The organism is Shimia ponticola, from assembly GCF_007995215.1.
Taxonomy (GTDB): domain Bacteria; phylum Pseudomonadota; class Alphaproteobacteria; order Rhodobacterales; family Rhodobacteraceae; genus Shimia_B; species Shimia_B ponticola.
Genome location: NZ_VCDK01000003.1, coordinates 100,962 through 125,878 on the forward strand (window position 1 = coordinate 100,962; position 24,917 = coordinate 125,878).

Annotated in this window: 22 protein-coding genes; 10 read left to right on the top strand and 12 right to left on the bottom strand. The window is 58.1% G+C overall.

Annotation, left to right across the window (positions count from 1 at the left end):
- Window positions 1-154: 154 nt before the first annotated feature.
- Window positions 155-1,159 (top strand): GlxA family transcriptional regulator, encoded by a 1,005-nt coding sequence (locus tag FE702_RS03945; RefSeq protein WP_147124973.1) that lies wholly within the window; start codon window positions 155-157, stop codon window positions 1,157-1,159.
- A gap of 75 nt (window positions 1,160-1,234) precedes the next feature.
- Complete coding sequence (locus FE702_RS03950; protein ID WP_147124974.1) at window positions 1,235-1,666, top strand: hypothetical protein; 432 nt, start codon at window positions 1,235-1,237, stop codon at window positions 1,664-1,666.
- On the opposite strand, the gene FE702_RS03955 is transcribed toward FE702_RS03950, so the two are convergent.
- On the bottom strand, window positions 1,663-2,763 hold the full coding sequence (locus tag FE702_RS03955; RefSeq protein WP_147124975.1) for a PQQ-dependent sugar dehydrogenase: 1,101 nt from the start codon (window positions 2,761-2,763) through the stop codon (window positions 1,663-1,665). The genes FE702_RS03950 and FE702_RS03955 overlap by 4 nt on opposite strands.
- A 147-nt stretch (window positions 2,764-2,910) precedes the next feature.
- On the opposite strand from FE702_RS03955, the gene FE702_RS03960 reads away from it, so the two are divergent.
- The 7 genes from FE702_RS03960 to FE702_RS03990 all read left to right on the top strand — a co-directional run bounded on the left by FE702_RS03960 (window position 2,911) and on the right by FE702_RS03990 (window position 8,885).
- Window positions 2,911-4,098, top strand: a complete 1,188-nt coding sequence (locus tag FE702_RS03960; RefSeq protein ID WP_147124976.1) for an ABC transporter substrate-binding protein — start codon at window positions 2,911-2,913, stop codon at window positions 4,096-4,098.
- A gap of 73 nt (window positions 4,099-4,171) precedes the next feature.
- Window positions 4,172-4,948: an ABC transporter ATP-binding protein gene (locus tag FE702_RS03965; RefSeq protein ID WP_147124977.1), complete on the top strand. Its 777-nt coding sequence runs from the start codon at window positions 4,172-4,174 to the stop codon at window positions 4,946-4,948.
- A complete protein-coding gene (locus tag FE702_RS03970) occupies window positions 4,945-5,469 on the top strand; it encodes a hypothetical protein (RefSeq protein ID WP_147124978.1) in 525 nt (174 codons plus the stop codon). Before FE702_RS03965 ends, FE702_RS03970 begins: the two co-directional genes overlap by 4 nt.
- A 1-nt stretch (window position 5,470) precedes the next feature.
- Window positions 5,471-6,184, top strand: coding sequence for an ABC transporter ATP-binding protein (locus tag FE702_RS03975; protein WP_147124979.1), 714 nt, complete (start codon window positions 5,471-5,473; stop codon window positions 6,182-6,184).
- Window positions 6,185-6,187: 3 nt separating this feature from the next.
- Complete coding sequence (locus tag FE702_RS03980; protein ID WP_147124980.1) at window positions 6,188-6,565, top strand: hypothetical protein; 378 nt, start codon at window positions 6,188-6,190, stop codon at window positions 6,563-6,565.
- The gene (locus FE702_RS03985; RefSeq protein ID WP_147124981.1) at window positions 6,565-7,575 is read left to right on the top strand and encodes a branched-chain amino acid ABC transporter permease; all 1,011 of its coding nucleotides are present in this window, start codon (window positions 6,565-6,567) and stop codon (window positions 7,573-7,575) included. Before FE702_RS03980 ends, FE702_RS03985 begins: the two co-directional genes overlap by 1 nt.
- On the top strand, window positions 7,572-8,885 hold the full coding sequence (locus FE702_RS03990) for a branched-chain amino acid ABC transporter permease (RefSeq protein WP_147124982.1): 1,314 nt from the start codon (window positions 7,572-7,574) through the stop codon (window positions 8,883-8,885). The genes FE702_RS03985 and FE702_RS03990 overlap by 4 nt, the downstream gene beginning before the upstream one ends.
- Before the next feature lie 185 nt (window positions 8,886-9,070).
- Here FE702_RS03990 and FE702_RS03995 read toward each other — a convergent pair whose 3' ends face one another.
- Together FE702_RS03995 and FE702_RS04000 are read right to left on the bottom strand one after the other, a co-directional pair.
- Window positions 9,071-9,400 (bottom strand): TraR/DksA family transcriptional regulator, encoded by a 330-nt coding sequence (locus FE702_RS03995; protein WP_147124983.1) that lies wholly within the window; start codon window positions 9,398-9,400, stop codon window positions 9,071-9,073.
- A 63-nt stretch (window positions 9,401-9,463) separates the two neighbouring features.
- Window positions 9,464-10,336 carry an NAD(P)-dependent oxidoreductase gene (locus FE702_RS04000; RefSeq protein WP_147124984.1) on the bottom strand — a complete coding sequence of 291 codons (873 nt, stop codon included), beginning with the start codon at window positions 10,334-10,336 and terminating at the stop codon, window positions 9,464-9,466.
- A gap of 142 nt (window positions 10,337-10,478) precedes the next feature.
- Between FE702_RS04000 and FE702_RS04005 the strand changes: the two genes are divergently transcribed.
- Window positions 10,479-12,941, top strand: a complete 2,463-nt coding sequence (locus FE702_RS04005; protein ID WP_147124985.1) for a penicillin acylase family protein — start codon at window positions 10,479-10,481, stop codon at window positions 12,939-12,941.
- A 34-nt stretch (window positions 12,942-12,975) separates the two neighbouring features.
- Here the strand turns inward: FE702_RS04005 and hflX are convergent, their stop codons facing one another.
- From hflX to dusB, 9 genes are all read right to left on the bottom strand, one after another.
- On the bottom strand, window positions 12,976-14,262 hold the full coding sequence (gene hflX, locus FE702_RS04010; RefSeq protein WP_147124986.1) for a GTPase HflX: 1,287 nt from the start codon (window positions 14,260-14,262) through the stop codon (window positions 12,976-12,978).
- Between the two features lie 19 nt (window positions 14,263-14,281).
- On the bottom strand, window positions 14,282-14,515 hold the full coding sequence (hfq, locus tag FE702_RS04015) for an RNA chaperone Hfq (protein ID WP_147124987.1): 234 nt from the start codon (window positions 14,513-14,515) through the stop codon (window positions 14,282-14,284).
- 146 nt (window positions 14,516-14,661) lie between these two features.
- Window positions 14,662-16,143: a TrkH family potassium uptake protein gene (locus FE702_RS04020; protein WP_186826976.1), complete on the bottom strand. Its 1,482-nt coding sequence runs from the start codon at window positions 16,141-16,143 to the stop codon at window positions 14,662-14,664.
- Between the two features lie 54 nt (window positions 16,144-16,197).
- Window positions 16,198-17,598 carry a Trk system potassium transporter TrkA gene (gene trkA / locus FE702_RS04025; protein WP_255449650.1) on the bottom strand — a complete coding sequence of 467 codons (1,401 nt, stop codon included), beginning with the start codon at window positions 17,596-17,598 and terminating at the stop codon, window positions 16,198-16,200.
- 44 nt (window positions 17,599-17,642) lie between these two features.
- Window positions 17,643-19,052, bottom strand: coding sequence for a nitrogen assimilation response regulator NtrX (gene ntrX / locus FE702_RS04030; protein ID WP_147124990.1), 1,410 nt, complete (start codon window positions 19,050-19,052; stop codon window positions 17,643-17,645).
- A gap of 3 nt (window positions 19,053-19,055) precedes the next feature.
- Window positions 19,056-21,254 carry a sensor histidine kinase NtrY-like gene (locus FE702_RS04035; protein ID WP_147126117.1) on the bottom strand — a complete coding sequence of 733 codons (2,199 nt, stop codon included), beginning with the start codon at window positions 21,252-21,254 and terminating at the stop codon, window positions 19,056-19,058.
- Window positions 21,255-21,438: 184 nt separating this feature from the next.
- Window positions 21,439-22,803, bottom strand: a complete 1,365-nt coding sequence (locus tag FE702_RS04040; RefSeq protein WP_147124991.1) for a response regulator — start codon at window positions 22,801-22,803, stop codon at window positions 21,439-21,441.
- 15 nt (window positions 22,804-22,818) lie between these two features.
- Entirely contained in the window at window positions 22,819-23,877 is a 1,059-nt protein-coding gene (locus FE702_RS04045; protein WP_147124992.1) for a two-component system sensor histidine kinase NtrB, read from the bottom strand.
- On the bottom strand, window positions 23,874-24,848 hold the full coding sequence (gene dusB, locus FE702_RS04050) for a tRNA dihydrouridine synthase DusB (RefSeq protein WP_255449651.1): 975 nt from the start codon (window positions 24,846-24,848) through the stop codon (window positions 23,874-23,876). The genes FE702_RS04045 and dusB overlap by 4 nt, the downstream gene beginning before the upstream one ends.
- Window positions 24,849-24,917: the final 69 nt, after the last annotated feature.

Genomic DNA, 24,917 nt, shown 5'->3' on the forward strand with positions numbered 1-24,917 from the left:
GCGGTTCAGCAAGGCGGGTTAGCGTTATCAGCACGTCCTTATATCGACCTTGCCAGCAAGTGACCACATAGGAATTCACTTTCTGCCAAAGGCCTCTTGACGCAAATCCGCGACCTAGGCATGGCTTGACAACCACCAAGCTGGGCAAAGCGTTATGCGAACAGACTTCGACCATATCAAAGTGGACCGTGCGAGCAGCAAGGCGCGGCGCTTTGTGTTCGTTCTTCTGGAAAACTTTACGCTTCTTTGCTTTGCCAGCGCTGTCGAAAGCTTGCGGATCGCGAACCGCATGTCGGGGCAGACCCTTTATGATTGGACGCTTATCGGTGAAGGCGGCGAAACCGTCACCTGTTCTGCAGGGACCGAATTCAATGTCGACGACGACCTTATCGATGTGTCTCGCGATGACACCGTGTTGCTCTGCGGCGGCATCGACGTGCAGGCGGCAACGACCAAGCGGATCGTAAACTGGCTGCGTCGCGAAGCGCGCCGCGGCCCGACGATGGGCGGTCTTTGCACTGCAGGATATTCCCTTGCCAAGGCCGGTTTGTTGGATGGGAAGAGAGCGACTATCCACTGGGAAAACCAAGACAGTTTCAGCGAAGAGTTCGACGAAGTTGAATTGACCAAGTCTGTCTTTGTTCTGGACGGCAATCGCATCACGACGGCTGGTGGCACAGCGTCCATCGACTTGATGCTCAAGCTTATCGCCGAAGATCATGGCGAAGATTTGGCCAATGCGGTTGCCGACCAATTGATCTATAGTTCCATCCGAACCGATCAGGACACCCAACGCCTGTCGATCCCGACGCGCATCGGCGTCCGCCATCCGAAACTGTCGGCAGTGATTCAGCAGATGGAGTTGAATATCGAAGAGCCGATCAGCCCGTCTTTGTTGGCAAAGGATGTAGGCATGTCGACGCGGCAGCTTGAAAGGTTGTTCCGCAGGTACCTGAACCGCTCGCCCAAGCGCTACTATATGGAACTGAGGCTCCAAAAGGCGCGCAACCTGCTGATGCAAACGGACATGAGCGTGATCAACGTGGCGCTGGCCTGTGGTTTTGCCTCTCCGTCGCATTTCAGCAAGTGCTACCGCGCGCAGTACAATACCACACCGTATCGCGAACGTGGCGCGCAGGCCGCGCGACTGTCCGTCTGACAGACCGCTTGCCGCAAAGCCGCGGCGCCTCTAGCCTAAATCCAATCTTATTTCGTTTGGCCAATGGAGGCGCATATGCGTGCCGCTTTATTCACTGTTGTCATGGTCATTTCTGCATGGGCAAGCACCGCGTCATTCGCGCAGGAGAAACCCGGGTTTTTCGAAAGTTACGAGGCGCTCGACACCTTTGTCACGCAAACGACCGAGGCTCGCGACTACGCGCGGCTTTTGAACCGTCTAGGCGGCGGCGATGAATACACCATCGAACAGATGAACCAGCTGAAGCGTCAGTTGGACTCGCTTTTTCCCACGGATTTCGACCAACACCTGATCTTTTCAGAAGTGGACCTGGGCGGAGGCATTCGCCAAGAAGGTCGCGCCTATTACAACGACGATGTCGACGGATACCTCTGGTTTTACTTTCTTCTCCACGACCGTGGGGACGCGTTCGTTGTCATCGAATTCAGCTTTAACACAAACGCGTCCACGATCATTTCAAGGTTCTAGCTGGCCTCCGCGGGTGTCATCCTAAACAGCGTCCCCTCACCCACACTCAGAAACCAAATGGACCCGTCAGGCGCTTCGCGGACGTCCCTGACGCGGCTGGTTTCGAATGAGCTCAGTTGTTCAACCTCTTCCACGCGGTCTCCGTCCAGGCGCGAGATGTAGTCGAACTTCAGAGAACCGATGAACATGTCACCCTCCCACTCTGGCCAGAGTGCGCCGGAATAAATCATCATGCCAGACGGAGCCATCGAGGGATCCCAAAAGAACGCAGGCTGTTCCATGCCTTCCTTGGCGGTGCCTTCACCTATGGCGCGCCCTGAGTAGTGACGCCCATACGCGATGACCGGCCAACCGTAATTGCCCCCTTTGCGAACGGCGTTGACCTCGTCCCCACCGCGCGCACCGTGCTCGACCACCCACAGGTTTCCATCGCCATCGAGCGCCGCGCCTTGCGGATTGCGGTGCCCGTAGGACCAGATCTCGGGTTGCGCACCCGCCTGTCCGACGAACGGGTTGTCGGATGGTACAGTCCCGTCACGCGCGACACGCACGACGGACCCGTTTTCGTTGCCCAAATCCTGAGCCGACGGGCGGTCACCCCGGTCGCCGATCGTCATGTACAGGTAACCGTCCTGACCTTCGACAATCCTCGATCCGAAATGGCGGCCACCTGAGGACCCAGGCTCCATTTCAAAGATGGTTTCCACATTGGTCAGAGACGCGCCATCATCGGCCAACTGCGCCCGGATCAAAGCCGTCCCTTCGCCGCGTCGTTGGGCGACAGCCGCGCTGAAAAACAGGTCGCGGGTGGCAGCAAAATCATTGGGCACCAACACATCCAATAGCCCGCCCTGCCCGGTAGCCGACACAGTGGGAAGTCCAGTGACATCCACTATCTCTCCAGAGGCCGTCCTGTGCCATAGCCGCCCGTCACGCTCAGTGATCAGGACACCGCCATCCGGCAGAAATCCAACCGCCCAGGGTGCATTCAAACCCGTCACGATAGGCGTTACCGCAACGTCACCTGCGGACGTCTCCAGCGCGGCAGCGGGTAAAGGGGCCAATAAAACAAGGGATGCAAGAAGCGCTCGAAGCATGAAAATTCCTCCTGCAGTTGCATATAGGAACGTCAGCCGCTGCGTCCGTACACAATTTCGCGTTTTCTTGCAGTCCCGGCACTTTCCTTTTGGAAACCACCGTCCTAGCATCCCGAATGGATAATCATCCAACTTGGGAGAAAAAGAATGAAAAAGCTGCTTTTGGCGTCGGCTGCATCGGCGCTTGTTGCAGGGTCTGCATTTGCTGGTGGTCACAGCCCAATCAAACTGGGCGTGCTGCTGGGCTACACCGGACCAATTGAATCGCTGACCGGTCCAATGGCCGACGGCGCCGAACTGGCCATCAACGAAGTTAACGAAGCCGGCGGTATCCTTGATGGTGCCATGGTCGAAGCCATGCGCGCTGACACGGGCTGCATCGACAACGGTCTGGCCACGTCGAACGCAGAACGCCTGATCGCAGACGGCATCGCCGGCCTGATCGGCGGCGACTGCTCGGGTGTGACCGGTGCTGTTCTGGCGAACGTCGCCATCCCGAACGGCATGGTCATGATCTCGCCATCGGCAACATCGCCTGCTCTGTCGACCGTTGAAGACAACGGCCTGTTCTTCCGCACCGCGCCATCTGACGCGCGCGAAGGTCAGGTGATGGCAGAAATTCTGCAAGAGCGTGGCATTGGCTCGATTGCTCTGACCTACACCAACAACGACTACGGCAAAGGCCTTGCAGACGCGATTGAGTCGTCGTTCACAGCGCTGGGTGGTGAAGTCACCATCGTGACCGCGCACGAAGACGGCAAAGCCGACTACTCGGCTGAAATCGCGGAGCTCGACGCGGCAGGCGGCGACCTGCTGGTTGTGGCTGGCTACCTTGACCAAGGTGGTCTGGGCATTATCCAAGCATCGCTGGACGCTGGTGCATGGGATCAGTTCGGCCTTCCAGGCGGCATGATCGGTGACTCGCTGCCCGCAAACGTTGGTCCAGACCTGAACGGTTCGTTCGGTCAGATCGCGGGTTCCGGCGGCGACGGCATTGAAAAGCTGACCATGATGGCCGGCGACGCGTTCGACGCAACCTCGCCTTACACGCCTGAGTCCTATGACGCCGCAGCCCTGTTCATGTTCGCCATGGAAGCTGCCGGTTCAGCAGACCCAGCGGTCTACGCCGAAAAGATCCTTGAGGTGGCCAACGCACCAGGTGAGCAAATCCTTCCGGGTGAGCTTGCCAAAGGTCTCGAAATCCTGCGGGCAGGCGGCGACATCGACTATGTCGGCGGCTCTGCAGTGGAACTGGTCGGCCCAGGTGAGGCTGCTGGCTCCTATCGCGAGATCGAAGTGACCGACGGTGAAAACAAAACCGTTAACTTCCGTTAAAACCAAGGCATAAGCCATTGAACAGCCCGGGATATTTCATCTCGGGCTGTTTTTGCAGTGAGGGGGACGGACCTTGATCAGAGTCGAGGATCTGCACAAACACTTCGGCGGGTTTCACGCCGTCGATGGAGCCACATTGGAAATCGCCGAAGGATCGATCACCGGTTTGATCGGACCAAACGGCGCGGGAAAAACCACCCTTTTCAATGTGATCGCGGGCAATCTTGAACCTACATCCGGACATGTATTCATGGCAGGTGAAGACATCACCGGCCTGCCGCCGCATGAGTTGTTCCACAAAGGACTGCTGCGTACATTCCAGATCGCGCATGAGTTTTCCTCGATGACAGTGCGCGAAAATCTGATGATGGTCCCGGGCCATCAGGCAGGTGAAAACCTGTGGAACGCCTGGTTCCGTCGCGGAGAAATTGCCAAGCAGGAAAAGGCCTTGGCAGATAAAGCTGACGAAGTGCTGGACTTCCTGACCATCAGTCATTTGACGCACGAAAAGGCAGGTAACCTGTCTGGCGGTCAGAAAAAGCTGCTGGAACTTGGTCGAACCATGATGGTCGACGCCAAGATCGTCTTTTTGGACGAAGTTGGTGCGGGCGTGAACCGCACCCTGCTGAACACCATCGGTGACGCGATCATCCGGCTGAACAAAGAACGCGGCTACACGTTCTGCGTCATCGAACACGACATGGATTTCATCGGCCGTCTCTGCGACCCGGTCATCTGTATGGCCGAGGGCCGCGTCTTGGCCGAAGGCACGCTCGACGAAATCAAAGCGAACGAACAGGTGATCGAGGCCTATCTCGGCACCGGCCTGAAGAACAAGAAAAGCGCATGATCCGAACCATTGCCGCCCTCTTGTGCGTGTGGAGCACGGTTGCACTTGCCGATTGCCAGCCGACGAATGTCGGTGTGTCGCTGTGTGCTGTTGCCGGCCTGACACCGACAAACCAATCAATCACGTCCTTTGACGTGGCTCCTGACGTGATCGGCGGAGCCGACGTTCGCGCCTTCGTCAACGTCTTCGTACACGGCCCACAGTTCAAATCTAAACTGACTTACGACGAATTCGTCGCCCGCGAGCGTGCGACCTTCACTACAATTGATACGTTCGAGGCAATTGGCTCCACGACCTTCATGCTCGATGACATGACCGTCGCAAAGACAACACTGCGCAGTGATCTGTTGGATTTCGAACGTCCCAAATATGCTGCGGATTACAAGTGGGTGGCACAGATGTTCGTCGACACCCCGATTAAGTTTATGACCGTCGTGGCTGTTGCAGACGGTGCCATCGATCGAGACACGTTCGAGGCCTTTGCGCTCCACTCCCTACAGATCGTGCAGAAAGACTCCTGACATGACTGAACCCTTCCTCATTGGCGACGGCATGACCGGCGGATACGGCAAAGGTGCCGATATCCTTCATGACTGCACGATTGCCGTAGACCCCGGTGAAATCGCCGTCATCGTCGGCCCCAATGGCGCCGGCAAATCCACGGCGATGAAGGCCGTCTTTGGGATGCTCAATATCCACACCGGCAGTGTGCGGCTCAAAGGCGAAGAGATCACCCATCTGACCCCGCAGGCCCGCGTGGCAAAAGGCATGGGATTTGTGCCGCAAACTTCAAATATCTTCACGTCCATGACGGTCGAAGAAAACCTCGAGATGGGCGCTTTCATCCGGACCGACGACATCAAGACGACCATGGAGCAGGTCTATGACCTGTTTCCCATCCTGCGGGACAAACGCCGCCAACCGGCGGGCGAATTGTCGGGCGGACAGCGCCAACAGGTCGCCGTGGGCCGCGCGTTGATGACCAAGCCCGAGGTTCTGATGTTGGATGAACCCACCGCAGGCGTGTCGCCCATCGTGATGGACGAACTCTTCGACCGCATCATCGAGGTCGCCAAGACCGGCATCTCGATCCTCATGGTCGAACAAAACGCCCGTCAGGCCCTTGAGATCGCGGATCGCGGCTATGTCCTCGTTCAGGGCCGCAACGCCTTCACCGACACTGGCAAAGCGCTGTTGGCTGATCCCGAAGTTCGCAAATCCTTCCTTGGGGGCTGATCCATGAAGAGCCTGTTTAGATCAATCGTCGCGATCTTGGCTGTTGCACCGATCAGCGTCGCCGCACAGCCTTATGGCAACTGCACCTTCACGCAGGAATGCTTTGAGGGGGAAGCCTGCGCCGACACCGATTTCGGCTTTGAACTTCGCATCGCGGGCACGGCAACCGATCAGGGTGAGCCACTCTCGATTATTACCGATGCTGAAACCATCAGCGTTTTCCGTCCCATCACATTTGAAGACGGTCATGTTATGGCCGGGCAGTCGCGCGGACAGGCCGTGTTCCTCAGCGTCGCGCCAGACGGGGCGGCGCGCTATTCCGCCCATTTCAACAGCGATGGGTTTTCGATCACCTATACCGGCACATGTGAGGTCCCCTGATGGATTTCCTGAACGCAATCATCGTTCTTTTGAACTTTGTCATCGTCCCGGGCATTGCCTATGGCAGCCAGCTTGCGCTTGGCGCGCTTGGGGTCACACTGATCTACGGAATCTTGCGGTTTTCGAACTTTGCCCATGGTGACACCATGGCATTCGGCGCGATGGTCACCATCCTCGTGACATGGGGCCTGCAAGGGATGGGTGTCAGCTTTGGTCCCTTGCCGACTGCGCTCCTCGCCCTGCCCTTTGGCATTTTGGGTTGCGCGCTTCTGGTGCTGTTCACCGACCGGACCGTCTATCGCTTTTACCGCAAGCAAAAGGCAGAGCCGGTGATCCTCGTGATCGTCTCGATGGGCGTGATGTTCATCATGAACGGCATCGTGCGCCTGATCATCGGGCCTGATGACCAACGCTTTGCCGATGGCGAACGCTTCATCATGCGCGCCCGCGATTTCAAGGAAATGACTGGCTTGGCGGAAGGTCTGGCGCTGCGCACGTCGCAAGTGATCACCGTTGTGACCGCAATCATTGCTGTGGCCTTGTTGTTCTGGTTCCTGAACAAAACCCGCACCGGCAAATCCATGCGCGCATACTCAGATAACGAGGACCTCGCGCTTCTGTCTGGGATCAACCCCGAACGCGTGGTCGTCTATACATGGCTCATCGTGGCCGCGCTCGCCACGACCGCAGGTGTCCTCTACGGGCTCGACAAATCGTTCAAGCCGTTCACGTACTTCCAATTGCTCCTGCCCATCTTCGCCAGCGCGATTGTCGGCGGTCTCGGTAGCCCAATCGGGGCCATCGTCGGTGGCTTTGTCATCGCCTTTGCCGAAATCACCATCACCTATCCGCTGAAAAAGGTGCTGGGCTATCTCATGCCGGAAAGTCTTGAGCCAGACGGTCTCGTCCAGCTTTTGACCACGGACTACAAATTCGCCGTTAGTTTCGCAATCCTGATCGTGATCCTGCTCTTCAAACCCACCGGTCTGATGAAGGGGAAAGCGCTATGAATGAGACTGTCAAAAACGTTGGCCTCTTCGGCCTTGTCGCCTGTCTGATCGTCGGTACAGGGTTTGTCCAAGGCGCAAACGCGGCGCTGGTCATCGTGAATTTCGGCCTTATCAGCGCGATCATGGCGTTGGGGGTAAACCTGCAATGGGGCTTTGCGGGCCTGTTCAATATTGGTGTCATGGGCTTTGTCGCCTTGGGCGGTTTGGCCGCTGTTCTCATCGGAATGCCACCAACGACCGAAGCCATCGCGGCCGGTGGTGGCCGCATGTTAATCGCCATGGTCGTCGGCGTTGCCACAATCATCGGCGCGGTCATGGTCTATTGCCGCATGGCCCCGGGTCGTACGCGGACGGTGGCGCTGATCGCTCTGCTGATCATCGGTTTCCTCTGCTATCGCGCGCTCTTTGATCCTGCCCGCGATGCAATTGAAGCGGTGAACCCGGCAGGTACGGGCTATCTGGGCGGCCTCGGCATCGATGGCATCTGGATGGTCATCGCCTGGCCCGTGGGCGGCATGCTCGCGGCAGGTGCTGCCTGGGTCATCGGCAAAACCGCTCTCGGTCTGCGGTCTGACTACCTCGCCATCGCGACACTCGGCATCGCCGAGATCATCATCGCCGTCCTCAAGAACGAGGACTGGCTCTCCCGCGGCGTGAAAAACGTGGTCGGCGTCCCGCGCCCGACGTCCTACGAAGTTGACCTTCAAGCCGACCCAGCTTTCGTGGAACGCGCAGCAGGCTTTGGACTCGATCCCGTCCTGGGCTCAACAATTTACGTCAAACTCCAATACTCGGTCCTCTTCACCATCGTGTTGGCCATCGTCCTGATCCTCGCTCAACTGGCGCTGGCTTCGCCGTGGGGCCGCATGATGCGTGCGATCCGCGACAATGAGGTCGCTGCAGAAGCAATGGGTAAGGACGTTACCGCACGACACCTTCAAATCTTCATCCTGGGCTCCGCAATCTGCGGCATGGCCGGGGCGATGATGACAACGCTCGACAGTCAGCTGACGCCCGCGGCCTATCAGCCGCTGCGCTTTACCTTCCTGATCTGGGTGATGGTGATCGTTGGCGGATCTGGCAACAACTTCGGCGCCGTCCTCGGTGGCTTTCTGATCTGGTTCCTGTGGATTCAGGTCGAACCAGCGTCCGCCTATCTACTCGCCGCGATCACCGCTCCCTTGGCAGACGGTTCCGCTCTCAAGGATCACCTGCTCGACGGCGCGGCGCATATGCGGCTGATCACGATGGGTCTGGTTCTCCTCTTGGTGCTCCGCTTCGCGCCGCGTGGCCTGATCCCTGAAAGATAGACGTCAAAAACCCTGGCGTGGCGGCAGCCATACGGTGCCGCAGCCAATCCTTCTATGTTTCGGAAATACTCCGGAGAGCACGAGAGGCAGAGCCTCTCGTCGCCGCCATGGGCGGCGCCCCCCTTTAGGTCACAGCCAGCCCAAGCTGGCGAAGAGCGAGGCGGGCGGGCCCGGACGAGGAGACGTCAATGCGGTCCGGCACCGGCGCATGTCCGGCACAAGGCGGCATAGGGCACTGCGTCCAGACGTTCGGGAAGGATTTCCTCACCGCATTTCTCGCATACCCCGTAAGAGCCGTCATCGATCCGCTTCAAAGCTTGCTGAAGCAGGCGGATTTCGGTTTCACCCTGAAGACCCAACTGTTCAATGACCTCATCGCCTTCGCGCTCAACGGCCTGATCCTCCCAATCCTTCGATTTCGGGGTATCAAGCTCGTGCTCGATCACGTGAAGCCGAGTGTCCAGTTGCGCAATGCGGGTCTGGATACGCGTCTTTGCGGCGGTCATGTCGATCATGGCGGGTCTCCCTTGCTATCCCCGCCATGATGCACGTCTTGGCAACCGTCGCTTTGATTTGGGTCAACCCAAATTGCGCAGCCGCGCAACAAGGCTCGACGTGTCCCAACGTCCGCCGCCCATCTTCTGCACGTCCTTGTAGAACTGGTCCACGATGGCCGTTACCGGCAAGGACGCGCCATTTTCGTTCGCAGTCTGAAGGCAGATGCCCAAATCCTTGCGCATCCAATCAACGGCGAACCCGTGATCAAACTCACCATCGGCCATGGTTTCATAGCGGTTTGACATCTGCCACGACCCGGCAGCGCCTTGGCTGATCACGCTGACCACCTCACGTATGTCGAGCCCGGCTTTCTCGGCAAAGTGAAGCCCCTCTGACAATCCCTGCACCAAACCCGCAATGCAGATCTGGTTGACCATCTTGGTCAGTTGTCCTGCGCCGCTTTCCCCAAGTCTTACGCATTTCTTGGCATAGGCCTCCATGATCGGCTCGGCACGGGCATACGCACCCTCATCACCGCCGCACATGATGCCAAGCTGCCCGTTTTCAGCACCCGCTTGTCCGCCAGACACGGGCGCATCGACAAAGCTGACCTGAGCGGCATCGGCAGCTGCATACATCTCGCGCGTCACGGCTGCACTGACCGTTGTGTGATCGACAAAGACGCTTCCCGCGGACATCGCGGCAATTGCCCCGGCATCACCGGTGCAAACCTCTCGCAGATCGTCGTCATTGCCCACGCAGGCCATCACAAAATCCTGACCTTCGGCGGCCTCGGCGGGCGTCTTGCCGACATGACCACCATGCTCTGCAGCCCATTTTTCCGCCTTGGCGGTCGTTCGGTTATAGACCGTGACCTCATGGCCGGCCTGCACCAGATGCCCCGCCATGGGATAGCCCATGACCCCCAACCCCAGAAATGCGACCTTTGCCATGGTTATCCCTCGTCTTTCTCAGTGTCTTTGCCGTTGCGGCCTGCGGGTTTTCACGCCCGCTGCGGTGTGGTTTACCTGCCGGGAAGGTAACCGCGTTGGGGCCATGGTCAACCGGCGCGTCTAAGGGGATGACCGTGCGCCTATGAACCGTGTTTTTCCTTGGCTTGTGCGCTTGACGACCGCTGCGCTGGTCCTTGCCTTGATCGTGATAGGTTTTGTCTACTTTGTCGTGTCGCGGTCCCTGCCCGACTATGATCGCACCGTCGCGGTTGAAGGGCTCACCGCTCCGGTCGAAATCCTGCGCGACACGGCCAATGTTCCGCATATCTTCGGCGAAACCGATGAGGACAGCTATTTTGGCCTGGGCTATGCCCATGCGCAGGATCGTTTGTGGCAGATGACCATGTTGCGCCGCACTGCGCAGGGCAAACTGTCGGAACTGTTTGGTGCCGCAACCGTCGAAATCGACGAAGTTCTGCGCCGGCTCGATATCTATACGCTGGCGACGCAATCTGTCTCTGCCCAAACGCCGGAGGCCATGGCAGCCCTCAACGCCTATTCGGCTGGCGTCAACGCGCGTCTTGCTGAAATCAATCGCGGGGCTTTGGGGCGCGGTGCGCCGGAATTCTTCCTGTTTGAGCCCTCCATCGCGCCATGGCAGCCCGCCGACTCTATTGCGATCCAAAAGATCATGGCCCTGCAACTGGCCGCGCATTTGGAAAATGAAGTCCTACGCGCACGTACCTCACTGGTTCTGGAAAATGACCGGCTGCAGGATCTCATGCCGGCAGCGCCTGGCGCAGGTGTCGCAGCCCTGCCCGATTATGCGTCGATTGTCCCCGGTGTTCTGCCACATATCCAAGGACAACGCGCCGAATTGGGATGGCTGTCGCCGTTCCGATCTCGTGAACTGGCCAGTGCCTCGAATGCATGGGCGGCCAGCACCGCACGCTCTGCGTCTGGCGGAACCCTTTTGGCCAGCGACCCGCACTTGGGTCTGACAGCGCCGTCGATCTGGTATCTGGCGCGGCTTGAGCTTTCGCATGGCGGTATTATCGGCGGCACCATCCCGGGCCTGCCAGTCGTTTTGTCTGGGCGCTCCGCGCAACTGGGTTGGGGCGTCACCAGCGCCTATGTGGATGATCAGGACGTATTTATCGAAGAGGTCAATCCGGACAATCCGGAGCAATATCGAACCCCCGACGGATGGGCCGACTTTCGGACGCGGCAAAGCATTATTCAGATCAAGGACTCAGATCCCCTTACCCTAACGCTGCGCTGGACTGAAAACGGCCCTGTCCTGAGCGGACGGCAGTTTGATCTGGCCACAGTCACGCCGCCGGGACATGTCGCTTCTGTCAGTTGGACAGTACTCAGCCCCCGCGACACGAGCATCTCATCCGCCATTGCAATCAATCACGCCACCACGATCGATGAGGTTATCGCCGCTGGAGAAGGCTATATTTCACCAGCCCAAAATCTGACCGTCGCGGACACTACTTCGGTCGCACTCAAAACCATCGGAGCCATTCCAGCGCGCGACGCAGCCCACCAATCGCAGGGTCGCATTCCCAGCCTTGGGTGGGTGCGTGCAAACCGATGGCAAGGTCGCCAACCCTATTCCTCGAACCCCGAGGTCAGGGCCCCAGAAGGTGGCATTCTGGGAAATACCAACAACAAGATCGTGGATCGGCCCTTTCCGGATCACGTCAGCTTTGTCTACGGCGACACGCAGCGCGTCCAACGCTGGCAGCGCCTGATGCAAAGTCGGGCCATTCATACGCGTGAAAGCTTTATCGAAGCCCAGCTAGATACCGTCAGCCCGACAGCACGTAACCTGTTGCCTTTGGTCGGCGCAGAGCTTTGGTTCACTGGCGAAGCCGCGGTTCCGGGCACGCCACTGGCCCGCAGACAAGAGGCCTTGTCGCTTTTGGCGGAATGGAACGGCGAGATGAACGAACATTTGCCTGAACCCCTGCTTTATGCCGCGTGGATGCGCGCGTTGCAGGACCGGATGATCCGGGATGACCTTGGCCCCCTGGCCGATGAATTCACCCATGTCGAGCCACTCTTTATCGAACGGGCGTTCCGCGACATCAACGGTGCTGCGGCCTGGTGCGATGTCGTGCAATCGGCTGTTGCCGAAACCTGCGCCGACATGGCCCGTCTGGCGCTTGATGATGCGCTGATCTGGGTTCAGGACGTGTTTGGCGCCGCCGAAATAGGATCACTGCGGTGGGGCGATGCCCATCAGGCCATGCATGATCACGAAGTCCTCGGCGAACTTCCTGTGTTAAGATGGTTCGTCAATATCAGGCAATCGACCAGTGGTGGTGACAACACGTTACTGCGCGCGAAAACCCGCGGGACCGGACGCAATCCTTTCGTCAACGTTCATGCTGCTGGCTATCGCGGAGTTTATGATTTTGCCGACCCAGACAGCTCGGTGTTTGTCATTTCAACCGGTCAGTCGGGACATCCGCTCTCACGCCACTACGATGACATGGGGGAGCTTTGGCGGCGCGGGGAATATGTGCCGATGTCGCTGAACCCAGAGCTTGCCAGAGCAGCGGCCATCGGTGTGACAACGCTGGTTCCGGAATAGGCGCTTCGGGAAAGCTGCACTAGAACCGCCGCGATCACCCCATCTGGGCAAAACGCGCAGCTTGGATCGCAGACCATTCAACCGTCAGGTCGACGCCGGTCTCAGACTGGGCTTCGTCCGTGACAACACCCTGATCGTAAAGCCACGCCCGACGTTTTCCGTCTGAATAATCCAGATGAATGGTTTCGAGCGTTTTGGCTGGTGTGATCCGCGAGGAGACAGCTGCGAGCAGGTCCGCCATGCCATCGCCGGTCAAAGCCGATGTCGTGAAGATCATGTCATCGCGGTCGGCGCGGGTCTGCAGCGCATCGCGCGCGTCGCCTTGAACGAGATCGACCTTGTTCCAGACCTCAAGCATCGGGGTATCCTCGGCGATGCCAAGCCCCCCCAGAATGTCATGGACATCCTGCGCCTGTTCATCCGTCTCCGGGTGGCTGATGTCGCGAACATGCAGGATCAGGTCAGCGCCTGTGACCTCTTCAAGGGTCGCTCGGAACGCGGCCACAAGCTCTGTTGGCAAGTCCGAGATGAAGCCTACAGTGTCTGACAGGATAACATCGGTCCCGTCCGGCAACTGCACTGCGCGCATGGTTGGATCTAGCGTGGCAAAGAGCATGTCTTTTGCCATCACCTTGGCCCCAGTCAGACGGTTGAAGAGCGTGGATTTTCCGGCGTTCGTGTACCCCACCAGAGCGACCACAGGATATGGCACCTTCGCCCGCGCCGCGCGGTGTAGGCTCCGGGTTTTCACGACCTTGGACAGCTGCCGCCGAATGCGATTGATTGCGTCGTCGATGGCGCGGCGGTCAGCCTCGATCTGGGTTTCGCCCGGACCGCCCACAAATCCCAGACCACCGCGCTGCCGTTCAAGGTGGGTCCATGCCCGCACGAGCCGCGTCCGCTGATAGCTGAGTGCCGCCATTTCAACCTGCAGCACACCCTCGCGCGTCCGCGCCCGGTCCGAGAAAATCTCAAGGATCAGGCCGGTTCGATCAAGAAGTTTGACCTTCCACGCCTTTTCAAGGTTACGTTGCTGAACCGGGGTCACCGGGCCGTCGATAAAGACCAACTCAATCTCTTGCGCCTTGAACATTGCGCCGAGCTCTTCGATCTTGCCCGATCCAAAAAGCATGCCCGGATGCGCTTTGGGCAGCCGCACGACATCGTCGCCCAAGACTTCCATCCCCGGCAAGGCGACGGCCAGAGACACAGCTTCAGCCAGCGCATGCTCGGGGGTACGGCGCTGAGTGTCAGTCTTGATATCCGGATGCAGCACCCATGCGCGGGTTGGCTTGATCTCGGTTGATGTCGGTTCCGTCATGAAGACCCCTTATCGGGGCTCATTCTTCCCCGTCATACAGTGAGATGGGTTGCGCGGGCATGATCGTCGAGATCGCGTGCTTGTAAACAAGCTGCGATTGACCATCGCGGCGCAGCAATACGCAGAAATTGTCAAACCAAGTGATCACGCCCTGCAGCTTGACGCCGTTGATCAAAAAGATCGTGACCGGCACCTTGGTCTTGCGGACATGATTGAGAAATGCGTCCTGCAAATTCTGTTTATCAGAGGCCATTGGTCCCGGTCCTTCGTACCTGCAAATTTATCCGTTGCGCCCACCGGATGGGGACGCCCGCTTATTTCGAGTCACTATGGCTAGGATTTCTGACGGATTCCACCCGAAATTCAACGCCGTACCGCCCTTAATTTGCACATGCGGCATCAAGAGCGCCAGAATTGCGGATTGAAAAGCGCAATAAGGGCAAGGGTTTCAATACGTCCGACCGCCATGGCAAGGCAAAGAACGAGTTTCGCGAAAGACGGCAAGGCCGCATAGGTCACGGTTGCGGATGCAGCATATTCGACCAACGGGCCGGTATTGGTCAGCGTCGCGACGGTCAGAATCATGGCAGGTTCAAAACCGACCCCCATGGCTGACAACACAAGCATAATGGCGCTCAGTGAAATCAGAAACAGCATCAGAACGACCCACGCGATGAATGCACCTTCCTTGCGCAATTGCCGCGAATAGCGCCCGGCACCGCCCACCGAAGACGGATGGATTAATCGACCGATTTCGCGCTGTCCGTGTTTGATCAGCGCATAGACCCGCAAAAGCTTGATGCCCCCGGCCGTGGTCGCCACCCCGCCCCCGATCATGGCCAACGCCATCAAGAGCAGCCCCGGAGCCTCTAGCTGGGACCAAGCTTGTGCGCCAATCCAGTCGGCCGACACAAATCCCGTGGTCGTCAGAAATGACACCACAGTAAAGAGCGTTCCCCAAATGCTGACAAGGGCGTCAAACCACGCAACCTCTGCACCGGATTGAACAGCTCCGAACAGTTGTCGCAAATACAGGGCCAGGACGACCACCAAACTGATCGATGCGGCCAGCCTGATTTCTGGATCCCCGCGCAGCGTATCGGATGCCCCCTGAAGCACACCTTTGGCAAAGGTCACCCGAGACACAGCGAAAATAAGAAAGAGCAGGATGGCAAGCTCACCCAATCGGCCAGACGCACCGTTTTCAACCCCGCCCACGGGTGAAATCCCGGCGGTGGCCATGGTCGACATGCTGTGGATGACGGCTGTCAAAGGGACTTCACCTGCCACCAGCAAAAAAACGGTCAAAACAGCCGTCAGCGACAGATAGATCGGGGCCATATCCGCGATGGCGCGCACCAAACGCTCGGATGTTTGCAGCGCTTCTGGCTCGGTACCGACCGGCCCAGACATGCCGGTCGAGCGCGCGGCAAGTTCGTAGCCACCAAGGCTCAGTGGTGAAAACACCGCCAAAGCCGCGGACCACATCAATAGTCCGCCAAACCACGCCACAAGCCCACGCCACAAATGCTCCGCTGGGGACAGACGCGCCGCATCATAGACGGTCGACCCTGTTGTGGTGAGCGCCGACATCATCTCGAAATACGCATTCACAAAGGTCGTGTTGCCGATGCTTTCATAGAACGGCACCGCCAACAAAAGCGGAAGGAAAAGGAACCCACCCAACAGCGAAAAAAGCTTTTTGTGTAGCCGACCGTCGGCCCGATTGTCCCGGGTGACGATAGCCACCATCGCCGTAACAATCAGTGTCAACAAGGCCGAGTAAAAGAACGCCTGCGCGCTGCCATAGTCGCGGTCATTCAAGGCCACGCCCGTTGGGATCAGCATCACAAGACCCGCAGTGCCAGACAGCAAGGCCATGAACGGCAAACGGGGCAAAAGAGGTGATGCCTTGGACGTCATTGCCGTGACCGATCAGAAGAAGTCGACCGAGACCTGAAGCAAACGTTCCACTTCGGGTACATCGGCGGCCAAGGCAAAAATCACAACGATATCGCCTTCGTTGATGCGCGTCGTGCCTTTGGGGCTGATGACGGTTTTGCCTTGGCGTATTGCCCCAACAAGCACGCCTTCCGGGAAATCGATATCCTGAATACGCTGTCCTGAAATCGGCGAGGTTGACAGGACCTGTGCCTCGATCACCTCCGCTTCGGCATCGCCCACCGAATACACCCCACGCACACGTCCATGACGGATGTGGCGCAGGATTGAGGACACTGTCGTGGCGCGTGGGTTGATGTAGGCGTCGATATTCAGGGGTTCGAGCAATGGCACCATTGTGGGGTCATTGATCAGACAAATCGCCATGGCCGCGCCTGCCTGTTTCGCGCGAACTGCAGCCAAAAGGTTGGTCTTGTCATCATCGGTCACGGCCAGAAGCGCATCCGCGCGTTCTATCCCTGCTTCGGACATCAGGCTGTTTTCAAGGCCATCGCCATGCAAAACGATCGTCCTTTCCAGCGTATCAGCCGCCAGTTCGGCAGCGTTCCGGTCTTTTTCGATAACTTTCGCGCGGATGCGATCCGTCTTTTTCTCAAGAACGCGCGCGACGGACAGACCTACATTCCCTGCCCCGATGATTACCAACCGCTCCTGTTTCTTGGTGCTCTTGCCAAAGATTTCGAGAGTGCGGTTCACGTCTTCGGTATGGGCAACGAAATAGCACTGATCGCCAACGAACAGCTGATCATTGGGTTCTGGTGCAAACAGACGCCCATCGCGGCGAACACCGACCACGATGGCGCGCAGCGTCGAAAACAGATCTGTCAGCTGACGCAAAGGCGTGTTGACCACGGGACAGCCATCTTCGATGGCGATGCCCATCAACTGTGCGTCGCCTTCGAGGAACTGTTCAGAGTCGAAGGCCGACGGTGTCTTCAAACGGCGCAAGGCGGCATCTGCAACTTCGCGCTCGGGGCTGATCACGACATCAATCGGAAGGTGGTCCCGGCGATAAATATCAGCGTAAATCGCATCGAGGTAACTTTTGGATCGCAACCGCGCGATCTTGCGCGGGATTTCGAACACCGAATGCGCCACCTGACAGGTGACCATGTTCACCTCGTCGGAATGAGTGGCCGCAATGATCATGTCGGCGTCTTCGGCGCCAGCCCGGCTCAGAATGTCGGGATAGCTTGCGTGGCCTGTGATGCCCTGCACATCCAGCGTGTCCGTCGCCCGGCGGACAAGGTCAGGATTGTAATCCACCACCGTCACGTCGTTGCGTTCCCCGGACAGGTGGCGTGCGATTTGCCAGCCAACTTGTCCTGCGCCGCAAATGATCACCTTCATCGCGCGTACCTTATGCGGTTCCAGTCCCCTGTGGTGTCACTAAGACCGTGCGCCGTCAATCTTAACCGTCAGCTCTCGGTGCCGGATTGGCTTTCGAGTTGGGCGACGCGCGTGCCGGATTTGTTCGAGGTCACAACGCCCAAGGATTTCAATTTACGGTGCAAAGCCGAACGTTCCATCCCGACAAAGGCAGCAGTCCGGGAAATATTGCCCGAGAACCGGTTGATCTGCGTCAGCAGGTATTCGCGCTCGAACAATTCCCTTGCTTCGCGCAAGGGCAATGTCGCCAGCGACCCAGAGAGAACCACCCGCCCTTCGTCTACAGACTCCTCTGCGTTGGGCAGATCTCTGGCCGTGATCGCGCCGGAGGATGGTCCAAGGATCAAAACCCGCTCGATCACGTTCTTCAATTGGCGCACATTGCCCGGCCAGACCATCGTTTGCAGCAATGCATCCGCCTCGGTCCCGATCTCGCGCAATGGCAGGCCTTGGTTCTTGTTGAATTCCTCAATGAAGTGGCGGGCCAAAAGCGGAATGTCCTCGCGGCGATCTTCGAGCGATGGGACATGGATCGGCACCACATTCAGGCGATGGTACAGTTCCTGGCGGAAGGTCCCTGCGTCGATTTCCGCGCGCAGATCGCGGGTCGTTGAAGATATGACCCTGATGTCGACGCGCACCTTGTCGGCACCGCCCACCCGCTGGAATTGCTGATCCACCAATACGCGCAGGATTTTCGACTGGGTCCCAAGCGGCATATCCGCGACCTCGTCAAAAAAGACGACGCCACCATCTGCCTGCTCAAGCAGACCCGGCTCAACACCCCGCTCGGCGCTTTCGCGGCCAAACAGAACCTCTTCCATACGGTCGGGTTCGATGGCTGCCGAGTTTACGCAAACAAACGGGCCGTCTACGCGATTTGAATTGGCATGGATGTGCCGTGCCGCGATTTCCTTGCCGGCGCCGGGGGCCCCGGTCAGCATGACGCGCCCGTTGGACTTCGTGACCTTTTCCAACTGGGACTTCAGTGTCCGGAACGCGGCCCCTTCTCCCACCATCGTTGCGCTCGGCCCATCTTTGCGCTTGAGCGCGACGTTTTCACGGCGCAAGCGGCTGGTCTCCATCGCTCGGCGGATCACGACCATCAACTGATCTATGTTGAACGGCTTTTCGATGAAATCGTAAGCGCCTTGTTTGATCGCGGCGACGGCAATTTCAATGTTGCCGTGACCCGAGATGATGACGACTGGAACATCGGGATAATCCCGCTTTACCGATTTCAGGATATCAATCCCGTCCATCTGACTGTCCTTGAGCCAGATATCGAGGATCATCAGCGCCGGTTGCTCGGTATTGATGTGCCCCATCGCCTCGTCTGAATTGGCGGCCAGCCGTGTCGCGAACCCTTCGTCCTGAAGAATATCTGAGATCAGTTCACGGATGTCTTTTTCGTCATCAACAATCAGGATGTCGGTCATGGGTCACACTGCTTCTTGTTGGTTGTTTGGTTGAATTGCGGAGGCTGACTGTGTCAGCGGAAGATGGATATCGGCGCGCGCGCCGGTGTGATCGTCGTCACCAAAGTTCGGCGCGTCGACTAAGGTGAGCGTCCCGTCATGCTCTTCGATGATCTTGAGGACGATCGAAAGGCCAAGGCCGGTGCCTTTGTCGCGGCTGGTCACATAAGGCTCAAAGAGGCGCATGCGGTCTTCGGGCAGTCCAATGCCGTTGTCGTCGATGGTCAGGTGACACAGCTCGTCCTGCATCGTGAGGCTCACGCGAATTTCAGCCGCGAATTCGCCCAGCTTTTCCGTACGAGTTTCAATGGCTTCAGCGCCGTTTTTTAACAAGTTTGTGAATGCCTGAGTGATCATTGTGGCATCGACATCGGCATGGATAGGCGCAGCGGGCAATGTCGCACGGTATGTGATGTGCGGGTTTGCGTTTTCCTGCAGCAGGATTGCGCCACGCAGGAGCGTACAAATGTCTTCGGCCTTGCGGACCGGTTCGGGCATGCGCGCAAACTTCGAAAACTCGTCAACAATGCGCCGCAAGTCATTGGTTTGACGCACAATCACGTCGGTCATCTGATCAAGGTTGTCGCTGTCTTCACCCAGTTTTGGCCCGAATTTGCGTTTGATGCGCTCGGCCGACAGCTGGATCGGCGTCAGTGGGTTCTTGATCTCATGCGCAATGCGCCGCGCCACGTCACCCCAAGCCGCCATGCGTTGCGCGCTGACAAGGTCCGTCACATCTTCGAATGCAACCACATAACCTTCGTCGATCCCTTCTGACCCGGCCCGTACGGCCATGCGCACAAAGAGGATTTTATGCGCGCCAGAGCGAGACAGTTTGATTTCCTGCTGCTCGACGCCCTGCCGTGAAACAAGCAAGGCGTCAAAGAGATCGGCGAATTCCGGGATGGCCAGCCTGATCGGCATACCCGTGGCATCTGCATCAATGCCGAGCAGGCGTTCTGCCGACCGGTTGATAAAGGTCAGGTTCCCATCAACATCGACTCCGACAACGCCTGAGGTCACCGAGGACAACACCGAGTCAAAAAGCCTGCGACGCCGTTCGATCTGTTGCGTGTTCTCAAGCAACCGCTCGCGTTGCCCGCCCAATTGCTTGGTCATCTGGTTGAAGTACCGGCCTAGCATCGCAATTTCGTCGTCGCCTTTTTCGACCGCCACCCGCACCGTCAAGTCACCCGCACCAACCCGCTGGGCAGCACCTGCCAAACGCCCGATTGGACGCGACAAGCGTTCGGCAAACCACAACCCTGCCCAGGTCGCTGCAAGGATCAGAATGACAGCGAACCCCAGATAGAGCAGACCAAATTCAAAAAGCTGCCGCCCTCGCTCGTTTTCAAGCTGAGCATAGAGCTTTGCGGTTTCCTGCGTCTCATCCAAAAGGTTCAGAAGGTCACCGTCGACTTCCCGGCTGATATAAAGGTAGCGGTCCGTGAAGGCTGAGAGCCGTGCAAGCGCGCGTAATTCATCAATGTCCCAATCTTCGATGACCAACACATCGGTATCGTCAGCAGCATCAAACTGAAGCTGTGAAGGACGGATATAGTCAAATTCATAGCTCGATGCGCCGCGCGCACGAATTTCACCTGCGCTGTCTAGGACGAATGCTTCTTTGATACCGCGCTGAATCTGAGGTTGGACCTGTGCCAAAACGCGCCGCAGATCGCCATCAAACATGCTATCCGAAGCAAATGGCCCTGATCCCCGTTCCGAATTCAGGAAGCGGGCCATCAACAGCGTGTCGTTGACCATGTCACGCCGTTCATCGGCCTCATAGACCTCTGCCGCCGACAGAGACGCGCCCACGACATTCCGAACCCGCTCGGAAAACCACCCTTCCAAGCCCATATTCAGCGTCACGGTCGCAAACACTGCGACGATCACCGTGGGGATCAGCGCCAAAAGCGCGAAAACACCTGTGAGCCGCAAATGCAGGCGCGATCCGGCTGATTTTGCACGGCGCGCGGCGATCATCTGTGCGATGCGCTGCATCACCAAGGCGGCAATCACGAGCACATAGATCAAGTCGGCGAGGATGATAACGCGCAGGAAACTCGCGCTAGAGCTGGGGTCCAACGGGCCCAAGGCCGCAAAGGTCAGGACTGCCAGAATGGGTCCAAGCGCGACAAGAACACCCGTCGACCACATCTGCACGTTGCGCCGACGTCGCCAGCGCGAGAACCGTGATAATGCCAAGCTGAACCGCGTCGCGGGCAAACCGATCACCTGATGTAAATCGGACGCAGATTTTTGCGCCCGTGCTGCTACCGACGTGGTCTTTTTGATGGTTTGGATCGAATCTGCGACCCACCTGCCACGTTATGTTGCAACTTTACATCAATTTGCGGCGGCGAGTCACGCGAATATCCAGATCAGTGATCTTCTTACGCAAGGTATTGCGGTTGATGCCAAGCAAATCCGCGCATTTCGCCTGGTTCCCGCCGGTGGCATCCAGCGCGATTTCAATCAGAGGCAACTCAATTTCCCGCAAGATCCGCTGGTAAAGGCCCGGCGGCGGCAGGACTGACCCGTGCAGATCAAAATATCTGCGCAAATGCTTGGCAACCGACGTTGACAACTTCTCGCCTTCTGGCACGCCAACGACTGGGTCCAGAGCCGGCTGATTGCCAAGGATTGCCTGGACCTCGGTTTTTGTGACCTCTTCTTCGGCTGCCGTCACCACAAGCCGACGAATTGCGTTTTCCAACTGCCGCACATTGCCAGGCCATGAATAATTCCGGACAAGCTCCACCGCCTCTGAGGACAAACGACGCTGAGGCGCGCCATCACGCACGGCGCGTTGCAGGAAATGCTCCGCAAGGATCGGAATGTCGTCCACCCGCTCGCGCAGCGACGGCACATTCAACGTCACGCCGCCAAGGCGGTAATACAGGTCCTGACGAAACTCGCCCGCTTCCATCTTTTGCATCAGGTCGATCTGGCTGGTGGCCATGATACGCGGCGCGCCGTCTGCCATGGCATCCAGCATCCGCACGATCCGCCCTTGTGCCTCGTCCGGCAAATCGCCCACTTCATCGAACAAAAGAGAGCCGCCCCGCGCTTTGGCCAAAAGCGTCGAGGGGCCGTCCATCCCCACAAGATCCTGACCAGATACCACGACAAATGGCAGCGTGCGCCGGTCAGAAAAGTCGTGGATGGCGCGGGCAATCAGGCTTTTGCCTGTGCCGCTTTCACCGGTAATCAGGACAGGCAATTCGGCATTCATCACCCGCGCAACCAGACGATACAGAGCTTGCATGGCCGGCGTACGCCCGACCAATGGAAGGTCATCGGATGCTTCTTCCTGCCCTCCGGGTGTCGCGGTCGACCTGCGCTTTTGCTCAAGCGCGCGCGACGCCCGTTTCATCAGGTCAGGCAGGTCAAAAGGTTTCGGAAGGTAATCATAGGCGTCCTTCTCGGTCGCCTGAATGGCCGTCACGATGGTATTCTGCGCCGAAATGACGATGACTGGCAGACCGGGTCGCAAGGTCCCAATCCGCGGCAGCGCGTCCAGACCATTTCCATCGGGCATGATCACGTCCGAAATCACGAGATCGCCTTTGCCCTCTTCTACCCATCTCAGCAGTGTCATGAGAGACGACGTGGCATGAACCTTGCACCCTGCACGGGTCAAAGCCTGCGTCAGCACGGTGCGAATAGTTCGGTCGTCATCTGCAATAAGAACGGTGCCATCCATGGCAGATTACCTCATTTATGCTGTGGCAACGGGCAGCGACAGGCGGAAAGAGGTCCGCCCCGGGACGCTTTCCACCGATATCCAGCCGTCGTGGTCGGTTATGATTTTGGAAACAAGCGCGAGCCCCAAACCGGTGCCGTTTTCCCGGCCCGAAACGAAAGGCTCAAAGATGTTGCTGGCGATATCATCGGGAAGCCCCGGACCATCATCGATGATCTCAATCTGAAGCGGCAATGACCGACCCGTTCCATCCTGACGTCGCAGACGCAGCGATTGTTCATAATAGGTCCGGATGCGGATCGTTCCCGGCGCGCCTTTTGATGCTTCGGACGCGTTCTTGAGAAGGTTCAGCAAGACTTGTGTCAGTTGATCACTATCCCCCAGTGTGGGCGGCAAAGACGGGTCATAATCCTCGATAAATGTCATATGCGCGCCAAAGCCCACAGCCGCAGATTTGCGGGCGCGGTCTAGAACATCATGAATGTTGACGGGTTGAAGATTTGGCATCGACACGTCGCCAAATTGTTCAACCTGTTCAAGCAACTTCACGACGCGGCGGGTTTCGGCGACGATCAAGTCTGTCAATTCAAGATCGTCCGCCGACAGGTTCATCGACAGCAACTGGGCCGCGCCGGTGATGCCCGCCAAAGGGTTCTTGATTTCATGGGCCAGCATTTCAGCCATGCCTATCGCCGATTTGGCTGCTGTCTTGGCGCTTGAATTGCGCGTGACGCGGCCTGCCATTTCGCGCGGCTGAACAAGGACCAACATTTCTGGCCCGCGTCGGCCCATCGGCGCAATCTGGATATTGCACTGCAATGGTGGGCGACTGCCACTGCCAACATCAACATCATTGACGAACAAAGGAACGCCGTCGGCGCGGGCGCGCTCTAGCGCTGCATCCATCGGCGCATCGACCATGAGACGATCCCATACGGGAGACTCCAACAGAGATTTTCGCGAGACGTTCAAGAACTCTTCGGCGGCGGCGTTCACATCCGCAATCCTGTCGTCCTGAGCCACGATCAATGCGGGCACTGGCAAGGATGACCATAAATCATCATAGCTCGTCATGCCGCCACCTCGGCGGGCTGCATCAACGCATCTTGCAGCAAGCGCAGCACTTGAGCCGGTTCTCGCGCCGTCAGGACTTGCTTGCGCAGGTCTGGCAGAGTCCCCACCTGATCCATGTACCAGCCCAAATGTTTTCGTGCGACGCGGAGGCCAAGGTCAGTGCCATAAAACGACAGCATCGCTTCGTAGTGATCACTGACCAAACGGATGAGGTCAGCCCCAGACGGAACCTCAGGTGCGACTGCCCCCGACAGCGCCGCCCGAATTTCTGCCAACCGCCACGGTTTGCCCTGAGCACCGCGTCCGACCATCACGGCATCCGCCCCCGAGGCATCTAGCGCGGACTGAGCCGATCCAGCATCCACAATGTCGCCATTCGCAATGACCGGAATTTGGACTTCATCCTTCACCGCACGGATGGCCGCCCAATTCGCAGTGCCTTTGTAAAACTGACACCGCGTGCGCCCATGAATGGTGATCCAGTGAATGCCGGCATCCTCGGCCCGTTTGGCAAGCTCTGGCGCGTTCATCAAATCGTCATCCCAGCCAAGCCGGGTTTTCAACGTCACTGGGACATCCACGGCCGAAACAACCGCCTCAATCAAGGTCAATGCGTGATCCAGATCCTTCATCAAGGCAGAGCCGGAATACCCGTTGGTCACCTTCTTGGCGGGACAGCCCATGTTGATGTCGATGATCTTGGCGCCCTGCCCTTCGACCTCGCGCGCGGCACGCGCCATCCATGTGGCGTCACGCCCTGCGATCTGTACCGCCGTTCCTTCGACATTGGCCCCGATTTCAGCGCGTTCGCGCGTTCCGGGTTTGGACTGAATCATTTCCTGGCTTGCCACCATCTCAGACACCACAAGATCAGCCCCGAAACTGGCGACAACACTTCTGAACGGCAGATCGGTGATACCAGCCATGGGTGCCAGTACCACGGGAACGCCCGAAGGCGTTGTTTCAGGCAGATCTGCCGTTGTGTTGAACACTTGCTCAATCCTTGGGCTTTTGGTGACGCTAACCGGCACATTTTCCAG